This is a genomic window from Arthrobacter sp. SPT-J7, assembly GCF_059089965.1.
Genome location: NZ_JBNHFF010000118.1, coordinates 1 through 10,084, shown reverse-complemented (window position 1 = coordinate 10,084; position 10,084 = coordinate 1). Strand labels below are relative to the sequence as shown.

Genomic DNA, 10,084 nt, shown 5'->3' with positions numbered 1-10,084 from the left:
GCTCCGGCCGTCCCGCCCGTAGCGGCGGCCCGCGTCGCGCCTCGGCTCCGGCCTCGAACGAGCGCCGCAGCCGCTAAGGTTCGCGTTTTCGCCGCGCGAATCAGCTGGCGATCCCAAAATCCCGGGCGCTACGGGTATATCGATAGCGTCCGGGATTCTGCGCAGCGCGAATCACCCAACGCAGCGCGGCCTGAACGCTACCAGCCGCGGGCGCGCCACTCCTCCAGGTGCGGCCGTTCTGCACCAAGGGTGGTCGGCTTGCCGTGGCCGGGATGCACGATGGCGGTGTCCGAATAAGCGCCGAACAGCCGCTCACCGACGTCGGTGAAAAGCTGCGTGAACCGATCCGGATCGTTCTGGGTGTTTCCCACCCCGCCCGGGAACAGCGAGTCGCCGGAAAAAATGTGCGCGGGGCCTTCCGGGTCCCCGTACACAAATGCGATTGACCCAGGGGTGTGCCCGCGCAGGTGGACCGCCGTCAGCTCGAAGCCGTCCACGGCCACCGTGTCCCCGTGCTTAAGGTGCCGGTCAACCGCAACAGGCAACGCGTCGGCGTCGTCCTTTCCTGCAGCAGTGGGCGCGCCCGTAACGGCCACTAGCTCCTTCAACGCCCGCACGTGGTCCCAGTGCTGGTGCGTGGTGGCGATCAGGGCAAGTCTGCGCCCGGCGGACGTATCCGCGGCCGAATCCTGTAGCAGCTGCCGGATAGCCGGCACGTCATCCGCGGCGTCGATCAGCACCTGTTCGCCGCTGGCTTTGGCAGTCAGCACGTAGACGTTGTTGTCCATCCCGCTGACGGAAATCCGGCGGATGGTCAGCGCCGGCAGGTCGTAAAGAAGTGAGTCCATAGGCTTCAGTCTAGGGACGCCTGTTCGCGGCCTTCAGACACCCAGTGGGGATCCGCTGAGCGGGAACCGACGACGCCGTCAGAAGCCTGTGCCAGTGCGTCCAGTTGCGGACGGCTCAGCTCCAGGGCCAGCGCGCCAAGGTTTTCGTCGATCCGGTGAGTCTTGCGGGTGCCGGGAATGGGGACGACGGGCAGGCCGAGCAGCTTGCCTTGGGCGAGCAGCCAGGCCAGGGCCACCTGCGCAGGCGTCGCTCCCAGTTCGTACGCCACGGACCGGACGGTGGCCACCACTGCCTGGTTGGCGCTCGCCGCGTCAGGGGCGAAGCGGGGAATCCGCCGTCGGAAGTCGTTGTCCCCCAAGCTGGAAGCGTCAACGGTGCCGGTGAGGAATCCCCGGCCCAAAGGCGAGTACGGCACAAAACCCACTCCCAGGGCGGCGGCCGCAGGAACAACGTTGCGTTCCACGTCGCGGCTCCAGATGGACCATTCACTCTGGACCGCCGCAATAGGGTGGATTGCGGATGCATCCTCCAGCTCCTGGGCCGTCACCTCCGACAGTCCCAGGTGCTTGACCTTGCCCTGCTGCACAAGCTCCGCCATGGCCTCCACGGTTTCCACAATCGGAACGCGGAGGTCACGGCGGTGCATGTAGTAGAGGTCTATCACGTCCGTGCCCAGCCGCTGCAGGCTCCGGTCCACGGCCTGGCGGATATGTACGGCGTCGCCCCGGATGTCCGTATAGCCGTCCGCCGGCGAGCCCACCAGGCCGAACTTGGTGGCAAGCTGGACCTCGTCCCGCCGCGTCTTCAGTAAATGCGCGATCAGTTCCTCGTTGCTGCCACCGCCGTAGACGTCTGCCGTGTCGATGAAGCTGACGCCCGAGTCGACGGCGTGATGAAGCGTCCTGAGCGCGCCAGCCGGATCAACCTCCCCGTAAACCGGTGTGAGTGCCATTCCGCCGAAGCCGAGAGGGCTGACCTCGAGGCCGTCGCCAAGGTGGACTGCTGCTGCCATGACCGTGCTCCCATCATTCAAGTTGTCCAAGCCAGGAACACCCTCCCGGTAGCTTGTATTCCGTCAGTCCTAATGCCAGGGAATGACCCGGTCCGCAGCTGAACGGGTTGCTTGGATCACCACCGCGTTGGCTTCGTCCGGGCCGGTTGCCCAAGCCTCAGCCGCAGTCCGTTCCATCCCAAATGAAACGTGCCGTTCCACCAAGCGGGCCAGGCGCAGCTCCGGGGGCGTGTCGACAAACCAAACCTCGTCCAGCTGCGCCCTGATGTATTTCCAGGGTTCCTGTTCCATCAGCAGGTAGTTACCCTCGGTGATCACCAGCGGGACGTCTGCCGGGATGGCGACGGAAGCTGCTACGGGTTCATCCAAGGTGCGACGGAACTCCGGAGCGTAAACCACCGGCTCATCCCGGCGCACCAGGCGGCGCAGCAGCGAAAGATAACCGCCGGCGTCGAACGTGTCGATGGCTCCCTTGCGCTGCCGCAGCGGGGTGCCATCGATGATGGTGTTGCCGAGGTGGAAGCCGTCCATGGGTACCACTATGGCCTGCCCGGGCTCGAACTGCTGCCGGATCCACTCGGCGAAGGTGGACTTGCCGGAACCAGGGGCACCCGCAATGCCCAGGATGGTCCGCGTACCAGGGACGAGCCTTTCCCGCAGTGCGGCCATCGCGTGGATGATCTCGGGGGAGTCCATGGCAAAAGCCTAGACCGCCCGTTGAATCTCCCCATCCTTTCATTCCAGGAACGCCACATCCGACGGCGACCCCCGGGCCACGCCATCGGCCTACCTGAAACATGGGGAGCTTCAGCGGCTGGAGTGGAAGGCAGTTTCCGGCTCGTCGGCGTCGGCTCCTCCGGGCAGCGCTTTGAGCCCAGCCGCGCAGCCAACGATTCCGGCAATAAACACCACTTTCACCACGCTGAAGGCTTCCATGCCGGTGGCCATAGCCCAACCCACGGTCAGTGCCGCACCAATTCCCACCCAAACGGCGTAGGCGGTGCCCAGGGGAATGGTCCGGATGGCCATGCCCAGGCCCAGCATGCTCAACGTTGCCGTTATTGCGAAGACCAGTGTGGGAAAGGGCTCGGTGAAGCCGTCGGACAAACCGAGAGCGGTGGCCCACACCGCTTCGAGAACGGCTGAGGCGATAAGCACAAGCCAAGGAATCGAGCGCCGCAGCATTACGCCACCACCTTCAGGCCGACCACGCACACTGCGATGCCGGACAGCAGGAGGAGCCGTGCCGCCGTCGGGCGTTCCACCTTGGTGACGATGGCGTAGGCGGAGGTCAGCACCACACCCACGCCTACCCACACCGCGTACGCCGTGCCGGTGGGTATCGATTGCATGGCGATGGCCAGGCCGCCGGTGCTGGCGGCCGCGGAGACCAGGAAGAGCGCGGCGGGGGCGATGCGGCGCCGGCCGGACGCCTGGAAGGCGAGGTGCAGAGCTGCTGCCCACACCGCTTCAAGGGCGCCGGAAAGGATGAGGATTAACCACGGCATGACAGATCCTTTGGCCAGTCTTGTCGCGTGCCGGGTACTGAACCGTCGTCCGGAGGCCCGTTTGCGGAGTCTACCTCTCCAGCGTAGCAACGCCCGACGCCGGGCGGCCACTGATGGTGGGAAACCTCACCACCAGGCAGCCCCGGACCTCATAGGGCGCCGCCGGCTGCCTCGGGCGCCGATGAGTCGCGGCCGCCGTCGCCGATGGTTTCACGGGCAATGAAGTTCTCGATGTCGAACAGGTTGTCCGCCCGCTCGGCGATGTTCAGCAGCGTGGTCATGGACGCGACTTCCTCAACCTGCTCCTTCAGGAACCAGAGCATAAACTGCTCGCCCAGTGCGTCGTTCTCGCCGCGGGCTGCCCGGAAAAGGTCCTCGATGTTGCGGGTGACTTCCTTTTCCTGCTGGAGGGCAAGGGCCAACGGCTCGGTGACCGAGGTGAAGTCGTTGCGGACGGCGGGGACGCCCGGAATGGTGAAGGCGATGTCGCGGTCCAGCATGTACTGCACCATCATCATGGCGTGGTTCCGTTCCTCCACGGACTGGCGGTAGAAATACCTGGCCAACTGGGGGAGGTCCTGATTGGCAAACCAGGTCGCCACGGCAATGTACTGCTGCGATGCCGTGAATTCGTTGCCGATCTGGGTGGACAGGAGCGCATTGAACGTTGAAGTGGTCATAGCCCGAGTTTAGGGACGGCTGCGTGGAGCCACCAGTGTGGAAAGGCTCTGCTTCCCAAAGGCGAGGCTCTCCTATTCCGCGCCGGGCCCATCCTCAACAGGGTCGATCGAGACGACGGCAAGGAAACCGCGGCCCAGGACGTCAGGGGTGTCGACGTCGGAACCCACCACTGCGTCGTATCGCGTCAGTGCCTCGGGTTCGTTGGTTCCTGCGGCTGCCGTGGCCTGTCCCTGGAGCAGGATCCCCAGCTGTCCTTCGAAGATGGGCTTGGCACGTTTTTTCGAGAGCTCGATGATGGACGTGAAGCCCTTGAAGCGGCCTGCCCGCGTGATGACGTTGAGGTCCCGGATATCACCCGTCGGAAGGGAAGCCTGCGTGCTGGCCCCGCCCGGAAACCGGAAAGGACGGTACTTCTCCAGGGGATGTTCGGCGCCGTCCACGGACAGCAGCAGGAGTTCACCCTCCACCACCGTCAGCACCCGCTCCATCCCTGGGAACGCGGAGAAATCGCCGGCCTTGCTGACGTCAGCGATGCTGACCCGCCAGTCCCAGGACCCGTCCTGCGCGGAACCTGTGGCAGGGTGGCTGGCCAGCTGGCGCGTCACCCCGCCGCCGTTCCGCCAGGGTTCGGGTTTAAGGTCTGCAAAGCGGATGATCTCCATCTGCCCAGCCTAATTCCCCCGCGTACATCCCGCGGCCCGCCTTCCTGCTACTCTCCTCCGGGGGAATAACACAAGAACAGCCTCAAGGAGCCGGGAATGTTTGTGAAAGTGTGTGGGCTCAGTACGCCCGAATCCGTCCGTGAAGCGGTAAGTGCCGGGGCGGATGCCGTGGGCTTCGTCCTCACCGCCAGCCCCCGCGTTGTCTCGCCATCCCAGGCGTCCTCGTTGCTGGCGGAGGTCCCCGCAGGAGTCTCGCCCATCGCAGTATTCCGCCACGAACCGGTGGCCGACGCCGTGGCGATCGCCCGCGCTGCCGGGCTGGAATGGATCCAGCTGCACGGCCCCCGCACCCGTGAGGACGTCGCTACCGTGCACGATGCCGGCATGAAGCTGATCAGGGCAGTCACCATGGCTGCCGCTCCGGAGGAGTTCGAGAACTGGGGCGAGGACCTGCTGCTGATTGACGCCGCGGTGCCGGGCTCCGGGAAGGCGTGGGACTACGCCTCCGTGGCCGCCCTGCCGGTTCTTCAAGGACGGCACTGGCTGCTCGCCGGCGGGCTCGACCCCGCCAACGTGGGTGCGTCCTCCGCGGCAGCCCACGCCTGGGGCGTCGATGTCTCCTCCGGTGTGGAGGCATCCCGGGGCGTGAAGGACCTGGCCAAGGTGCGTGCCTTTGTGCGGGCGGCGAAGGGCGCGGCTGCCCCCGTGTAGCAGCCGGGTTGACGGCCCGGTCAGGGCAAACCCCATCCTATTGTCAGTGCCCCGGGGCACAATGGATGAATGAAGACACTGCTCAACATCATCTGGCTGGTTTTCGGGGGATTCTGGCTTGCGCTGGGCTACTTCCTGGCCGGCGTCATCTGCTGCCTCCTGATCATCACCATTCCGTGGGGCATCGCCTCGTTCAGGATTGCGTCATACACGCTGTGGCCGTTCGGCCGCACAGTGGTGGACAAGCCCGGCGGAACAGGAGTCTTTTCCCTGCTGGGCAACGTGATCTGGCTGCTGGTGGCGGGCATCTGGATCGCTATCGGCCACGTGGTCACGGCCTTTGCCATGGCCATCACCATCATCGGCATCCCGCTAGCCATCGCCAACCTTAAGCTCATCCCGGTGTCCCTGATGCCGCTGGGCAAGCAGATCGTGCCCACCGACGCGCCGTTCGTCACGGCCTACCGGTAAGCCGGGGCGGTGCCCCGCCGACAGCACCCGGGTACTGATGAGCTGACGGGCCCTCTACTCCGTTGGCTCATCCGGCCGCAGCGCCCGCAGGACGCAGAACTCATTGCTGTCCGGATCAGCCATTACCACCCAGGTAACCTCAGGGCCCTGGCCCACAGAAACGCGTTTGGCACCAAGGCCCACGAGCCTTGCAACCTCTGCGTCGCGGTCCCCGGGCCGCAGGTCCAGGTGAAGCCTGTTCTTGACCTCCTTGCGCTCGGGCACCTTGAGGAAGAGCAGGTCCGGGGACACTCCGTCCTCGGGGCTGCCGGCCGGCGGCTCCAGCACAATCTCATCGTCCGCCTCGTACGTCCGGCGCCACCCCAGCGCTTTCTCCCAGAAGTCCGCGGGCACTTTAGGATCGGTCGAATCGATGCAAAGGGACTTGATGCGCAGGGTCATCCGAGCAGTGTTGCATCCTCCTGCCAGAACCGTAAAGGTCCGGGTGGCTGGAAGTATTCCTTGGGTCCGGCCGGACCAGCCGGGCGCAGGTCCATCAGCGGGGAGTGAATGCCCCGTTGATCAGGAGGGCCACGGTGCTGCTGTCGTCCAGTTCCGCGGCGATATCCACGTCGCCGGCATAGCCGGCGCCGGCCAGCTCGCGGCCGCTGGAACACCCGTGCAGCATATCCCGGAGCCGCGGCTCCGCCGCGTCGAACACCGCCATCGCGGCCACGGCTTCGGGTGAGTAACCGTGCCTGCCGTCTTCGGCCTCGTAGCCGCCCTTGCCCGCAGCCACCAAGCCCGCGATGAACGCGCCGGCGCCGATCTGGTCCTCCACAGCCGGGCGGAGGGTGCGGTCCGGGCAGTGTTCACCGGCGGCAATCACAGCGATCACGGCATCTTCAGGGAAGTTGGCCATCACCCAGTCGGCCGTTGCTGCCGCATTGCGGAGCGATACCGCAGCTACCAGGGGGACCTCGCCCGCCAGCTCATGGCATAGGGCGGATCCATTGGGCGAGGGCAGGACCACCCGCTCCAAGGACCCCGCAGCCCGGAAGCTCGCGGGGGAGAGGCTCAGCCCGCCGCCGTTGCGGGGCCCTGCCAGTTGGGCGCCGTGGTGGGCGGCGAAGTCTTCGGCACTGGTGTCCTTCCAGGGAAACGGAAAAACGACGGCTCCCCGGTCCAGGGCGACGCTGACACAGGTGGTGAAGGACAGGACGTCCACCACCACGGCGAGGTCCGCCCCGGACGTTACCGTCCTGGCGCCGTCGAGCCCCCATTCCAGCCGCACGTTGTAGGGCAGTTGCCGGTGGGCAGCACCTGCCGTGAGTGTGTGGCGGGGGTTTGAAGTGGGTGCGTTCACGCCAGTTCGCCTTCCAGGTTCCGGCGGGCGGCGCCCAGCCACAGTTCCCGCGCCCGGCCGGTGTGGAACAGCGGGTCCAGGTCCAGCAGGTGGCGTACGACAGCGGCGCGGCCGGCAGCGAAGTCAGCGTCGCCGATGTGCGCATAGTCCTGGCGGACATCGGCCACGTACCTCGCGTACTCCTCAGGTTCCCCGCCCAGGACGGAAAGGTCTGCATCGCAGAGGAGGGCGCCGAAGTCGTCCCCCGCCGCGGGGCGATGGTCCGATGTCAGCCGCACCAACCGTGCCACCTCGGCGACCTCCGCCTCGGGAAGCCCGGCAGCAACCAGCCGATCCTCCGCCAGGCAGGCCGACTCCTCCTCGTCCTGGCCGGCGACGCACCGGTAGACGGCGTCGTGGAACCACGCGGCCAGCAGCACCGTGCGGGGCGGGTCATCGGGATCGGTGAGCAGGTCCAGCGCTTCCAGTACCGACAGCAGGTGCGTGCAGCCGTGGTACCGGCGGTGCGGCTCGCTCCACCGGTCCAGCAGGTCGAGGAAAAGCGCGTCGTGGCCGGGCATGATGGCGTCCCACCGGTTGAACAGCGGAACCTTGAGCGACTTGTTCCGTTGCCGTGCAGGGATCCTCAGACCGCTGGCGATCAGCTTTCGCACCAGGATCCGGGCCTGCACGGGGATGGCACCCGCCGACACCAGGTCATCGAAGCGGCGCTCAGCAACGTCGTAGTGGTCGCCGTCAAAGGCCCGCTCCGGAATGCCGGCGGCGGCTGCGAACGAGTGCAGTTCGGCGAGCGACGTGTCAGATACCAGATGCGAGAAATGGGTCCCGTGGGCAGGCCACAGCGGCGGGTCGATGTAGATGGCCATGGAGGAAGTCTAGTTGGGACAGGTCATGAGGTTTCGGCGGGAACGCGACCCTGGGTGCGGGCACGCTTTTGTGCGGTATCCGAAAATGCGGCTCAGCTATGCTGTTCCTACCGCAGCTGCGCCATACTGGGTCTATGACCATTATTCGCGTTGCTGAAGCTGCCCGCTTCCTCGGTGTCAGCGACGACACCGTGCGGCGTTGGTTGGACAACGGATCGCTCACCGCCATGAAGGACGACGGCGGCCGGCTTGCCGTGGACGGGCTGGAACTGGCCCGGCATGCACAGAAACTGGCGCAGCTTCCGGACGATCCGCACCGTACCGGGAGTTCTGCGCGCAACAGGTTCGTGGGCCTGGTTACCGGCATCACGGCGGACAAGGTCATGGCACAGGTGGAGCTGCAGTGCGGCCCCTTCCGGGTGGTGTCCCTCATGAGCAGCGAGGCCGTGCGGGAGTTGGGGCTCGAACCAGGCTCCGTGGCCACCGCGGTGGTCAAAGCCACCACGGTCATCATCGAGACGCCGCAGGGCAAGGCGCTGTGAACAGGATCCGCACGCTCACGGCCCTGCTGCTGGCAGTACTGATGACCGCCACGCAGGCAGCGTGCAGTGCCAAGGGCGACGCGGCCGCTGACGGCAGCGGCGGGGCACTGACTGTGTTCGCCGCCGCATCCCTCAAAACCAGCTTCACGGAACTGGCAAAGATGTTCGAAGCCCGGCACCCCGGCACCACGGTAACCCTCAGCTTCGCCGGATCCGCAGACCTCGCCACCCAGATCAACCAGGGCGCGCCGGCGGACGTCTTCGCCTCCGCAGACACCAGCAACATGGAAAAACTGCAGGAGGCCGGACTGGTGGAGGGTGAACCCGGGGTTTTCGCCACCAACACGCTCGCCATCGCCGTCCCGCGGGGAAACCCGGCCGGCATCCGTTCCTTCGCGGACCTCGCCAAACCTGGGACCATTCTGGTGCAATGTGCCCACCAGGTTCCTTGTGGTGCCGCCGCGGCCGTCGTCGAACAGCAGGCCGGAACAGACCTGAACCCTGCCAGCGAGGAAAACTCCGTGGCGGACGTGCTGGGCAAAGTCATCTCCGGCGAAGCCGACGCGGGACTCGTCTACGTCACTGACATCCGGTCCGCGGCAGGCAGGGTGGAGGACGTTCCCTTCCCGGAAGCGGCCGGTGCCGTCACCAGCTACCCCGCCGCCGTGCTGTCCAGCAGCAGAAACAGTGCAGAGGCCCGCGCGTTCCTCGAACTCATCAGCAGTCCCGAAGGCCAAAAACTACTCTCTGACGCCGGCTTCGGACCGGGTCCGGCGTGAGCGGCCAGGCCTCGTGAGCGGCCAGGCCTACAGCGGCGTTCCGCGCTGGATCCATGCCGTGGCCGTCCTGGCCGTCCTGGTGGTCGTCCTCCCACTGCTCGCCATGGTGGCAAGGGTCAACTGGGCCAACTTCCTGCCACTGGTCACCTCCGAGTCCGCCCTATCGGCATTGGGACTGAGCCTGCAGACGTCCGCTGCCAGCACCGTCCTGTGCATCCTCCTCGGTGTACCGCTGGCCCTCGTTCTGGCCCGGGGCAGGTTCCCGCTGCAGGGACTGCTGCGCTCGCTGGTGCTGCTCCCGCTCGTCCTGCCACCCGTGGTGGGCGGCATCGCACTTCTTTACACGTTCGGCCGCCAAGGCCTCCTGGGCAGCACCTTGGAAGTCCTCGGACTCCAAATTGCCTTCTCCACCACCGCTGTGGTCCTGGCGCAGACGTTCGTAGCATTACCGTTCCTGGTGGTGAGCCTGGAGGGAGCCCTGCGGACCGGCGGGGAACGGTACGAAGCAGTCGCAGCAACGCTCGGCGCCTCCCCCGGACGGGTCTTCCGACGCGTGACGCTGCCGCTGGTGCTGCCCGGGCTGGCCTCGGGGGCCGTGCTCTCCTTCGCGCGCAGCCTCGGCGAGTTCGGCGCCACCCTGACGTTTGCGGGCAGCCTC

The 10,084-nt window shown here is 66.4% G+C and carries 15 protein-coding genes and 1 riboswitch; of the genes, 5 read left to right on the top strand and 10 right to left on the bottom strand.

What is annotated here, in order from left to right:
* Nucleotides 1–197 precede the first annotated feature (197 nt).
* The 7 genes from AC5RWX_RS26010 to AC5RWX_RS25980 form a co-directional block, all read right to left on the bottom strand.
* Complete coding sequence (locus AC5RWX_RS26010) at nucleotides 198–848, bottom strand: MBL fold metallo-hydrolase (protein WP_494099167.1); 651 nt, start codon at nucleotides 846–848, stop codon at nucleotides 198–200.
* Between the two features lie 5 nt (nucleotides 849–853).
* Nucleotides 854–1,861 (bottom strand): aldo/keto reductase, encoded by a 1,008-nt coding sequence (locus tag AC5RWX_RS26005; RefSeq protein ID WP_494099166.1) that lies wholly within the window; start codon nucleotides 1,859–1,861, stop codon nucleotides 854–856.
* Nucleotides 1,862–1,930: 69 nt separating this feature from the next.
* Nucleotides 1,931–2,557 carry a nucleoside/nucleotide kinase family protein gene (locus AC5RWX_RS26000; protein WP_494099165.1) on the bottom strand — a complete coding sequence of 209 codons (627 nt, stop codon included), beginning with the start codon at nucleotides 2,555–2,557 and terminating at the stop codon, nucleotides 1,931–1,933.
* Between the two features lie 111 nt (nucleotides 2,558–2,668).
* Nucleotides 2,669–3,046, bottom strand: a complete 378-nt coding sequence (locus AC5RWX_RS25995; protein WP_494099164.1) for a DMT family transporter — start codon at nucleotides 3,044–3,046, stop codon at nucleotides 2,669–2,671.
* Nucleotides 3,046–3,369, bottom strand: coding sequence for a DMT family transporter (locus AC5RWX_RS25990; protein WP_494099163.1), 324 nt, complete (start codon nucleotides 3,367–3,369; stop codon nucleotides 3,046–3,048). The genes AC5RWX_RS25995 and AC5RWX_RS25990 overlap by 1 nt, the downstream gene beginning before the upstream one ends.
* 9 nt (nucleotides 3,370–3,378) lie before the next feature.
* Nucleotides 3,379–3,443, bottom strand: a riboswitch (guanidine-III (ykkC-III) riboswitch).
* Between the two features lie 75 nt (nucleotides 3,444–3,518).
* Nucleotides 3,519–4,049 (bottom strand): ferritin, encoded by a 531-nt coding sequence (locus tag AC5RWX_RS25985; protein ID WP_494099162.1) that lies wholly within the window; start codon nucleotides 4,047–4,049, stop codon nucleotides 3,519–3,521.
* A 72-nt stretch (nucleotides 4,050–4,121) separates the two neighbouring features.
* Nucleotides 4,122–4,712 carry a HutD/Ves family protein gene (locus tag AC5RWX_RS25980; protein WP_494099161.1) on the bottom strand — a complete coding sequence of 197 codons (591 nt, stop codon included), beginning with the start codon at nucleotides 4,710–4,712 and terminating at the stop codon, nucleotides 4,122–4,124.
* Between the two features lie 96 nt (nucleotides 4,713–4,808).
* On the opposite strand from AC5RWX_RS25980, the gene AC5RWX_RS25975 reads away from it, so the two are divergent.
* Both AC5RWX_RS25975 and AC5RWX_RS25970 read left to right on the top strand, forming a co-directional pair.
* The gene (locus tag AC5RWX_RS25975; RefSeq protein WP_494099160.1) at nucleotides 4,809–5,423 is read left to right on the top strand and encodes a phosphoribosylanthranilate isomerase; all 615 of its coding nucleotides are present in this window, start codon (nucleotides 4,809–4,811) and stop codon (nucleotides 5,421–5,423) included.
* 69 nt (nucleotides 5,424–5,492) lie between these two features.
* Nucleotides 5,493–5,894: a YccF domain-containing protein gene (locus tag AC5RWX_RS25970; RefSeq protein ID WP_494099159.1), complete on the top strand. Its 402-nt coding sequence runs from the start codon at nucleotides 5,493–5,495 to the stop codon at nucleotides 5,892–5,894.
* 54 nt (nucleotides 5,895–5,948) lie between these two features.
* Here AC5RWX_RS25970 and AC5RWX_RS25965 read toward each other — a convergent pair whose 3' ends face one another.
* The 3 genes from AC5RWX_RS25965 to AC5RWX_RS25955 all read right to left on the bottom strand — a co-directional run bounded on the left by AC5RWX_RS25965 (nucleotide 5,949) and on the right by AC5RWX_RS25955 (nucleotide 8,105).
* On the bottom strand, nucleotides 5,949–6,335 hold the full coding sequence (locus AC5RWX_RS25965) for a VOC family protein (protein WP_494099158.1): 387 nt from the start codon (nucleotides 6,333–6,335) through the stop codon (nucleotides 5,949–5,951).
* 94 nt (nucleotides 6,336–6,429) lie between these two features.
* Entirely contained in the window at nucleotides 6,430–7,239 is an 810-nt protein-coding gene (locus tag AC5RWX_RS25960; RefSeq protein ID WP_494099157.1) for a 2-phosphosulfolactate phosphatase, read from the bottom strand.
* Complete coding sequence (locus tag AC5RWX_RS25955; RefSeq protein WP_494099156.1) at nucleotides 7,236–8,105, bottom strand: DUF4031 domain-containing protein; 870 nt, start codon at nucleotides 8,103–8,105, stop codon at nucleotides 7,236–7,238. The genes AC5RWX_RS25960 and AC5RWX_RS25955 overlap by 4 nt, the downstream gene beginning before the upstream one ends.
* A 134-nt stretch (nucleotides 8,106–8,239) precedes the next feature.
* On the opposite strand from AC5RWX_RS25955, the gene AC5RWX_RS25950 reads away from it, so the two are divergent.
* The 3 genes from AC5RWX_RS25950 to AC5RWX_RS25940 form a co-directional block, all read left to right on the top strand.
* Nucleotides 8,240–8,647, top strand: coding sequence for a TOBE domain-containing protein (locus AC5RWX_RS25950; RefSeq protein WP_494099155.1), 408 nt, complete (start codon nucleotides 8,240–8,242; stop codon nucleotides 8,645–8,647).
* A 41-nt stretch (nucleotides 8,648–8,688) separates the two neighbouring features.
* Entirely contained in the window at nucleotides 8,689–9,426 is a 738-nt protein-coding gene (modA, locus tag AC5RWX_RS25945) for a molybdate ABC transporter substrate-binding protein (protein ID WP_494099168.1), read from the top strand.
* A 13-nt stretch (nucleotides 9,427–9,439) separates the two neighbouring features.
* Nucleotides 9,440–10,084: ABC transporter permease (locus tag AC5RWX_RS25940; RefSeq protein ID WP_494099154.1), on the top strand; the 645-nt coding region annotated here is incomplete at its 3' end.

Bases quoted from the DNA above. Each gene is read 5' to 3' on its own strand.
- AC5RWX_RS25975 (WP_494099160.1), top strand. From the start codon at position 4,809: ATGTTTGTGAAAGTGTGTGGGCTCAGTACGCCCGAATCCGTCCGTGAA.
- AC5RWX_RS26010 (WP_494099167.1), bottom strand. From the start codon at position 848: ATGGACTCACTTCTTTACGACCTGCCGGCGCTGACCATCCGCCGGATT.
- AC5RWX_RS25990 (WP_494099163.1), bottom strand. From the start codon at position 3,369: ATGCCGTGGTTAATCCTCATCCTTTCCGGCGCCCTTGAAGCGGTGTGG.
- AC5RWX_RS25980 (WP_494099161.1), bottom strand. From the start codon at position 4,712: ATGGAGATCATCCGCTTTGCAGACCTTAAACCCGAACCCTGGCGGAAC.
- AC5RWX_RS25970 (WP_494099159.1), top strand. From the start codon at position 5,493: ATGAAGACACTGCTCAACATCATCTGGCTGGTTTTCGGGGGATTCTGG.
- AC5RWX_RS25985 (WP_494099162.1), bottom strand. From the start codon at position 4,049: ATGACCACTTCAACGTTCAATGCGCTCCTGTCCACCCAGATCGGCAAC.
- AC5RWX_RS25965 (WP_494099158.1), bottom strand. From the start codon at position 6,335: ATGACCCTGCGCATCAAGTCCCTTTGCATCGATTCGACCGATCCTAAA.
- AC5RWX_RS26005 (WP_494099166.1), bottom strand. From the start codon at position 1,861: ATGGCAGCAGCAGTCCACCTTGGCGACGGCCTCGAGGTCAGCCCTCTC.
- AC5RWX_RS25955 (WP_494099156.1), bottom strand. From the start codon at position 8,105: ATGGCCATCTACATCGACCCGCCGCTGTGGCCTGCCCACGGGACCCAT.
- AC5RWX_RS26000 (WP_494099165.1), bottom strand. From the start codon at position 2,557: ATGGACTCCCCCGAGATCATCCACGCGATGGCCGCACTGCGGGAAAGG.
- AC5RWX_RS25995 (WP_494099164.1), bottom strand. From the start codon at position 3,046: ATGCTGCGGCGCTCGATTCCTTGGCTTGTGCTTATCGCCTCAGCCGTT.
- AC5RWX_RS25950 (WP_494099155.1), top strand. From the start codon at position 8,240: ATGACCATTATTCGCGTTGCTGAAGCTGCCCGCTTCCTCGGTGTCAGC.
- modA (WP_494099168.1), top strand. From the start codon at position 8,689: ATGACCGCCACGCAGGCAGCGTGCAGTGCCAAGGGCGACGCGGCCGCT.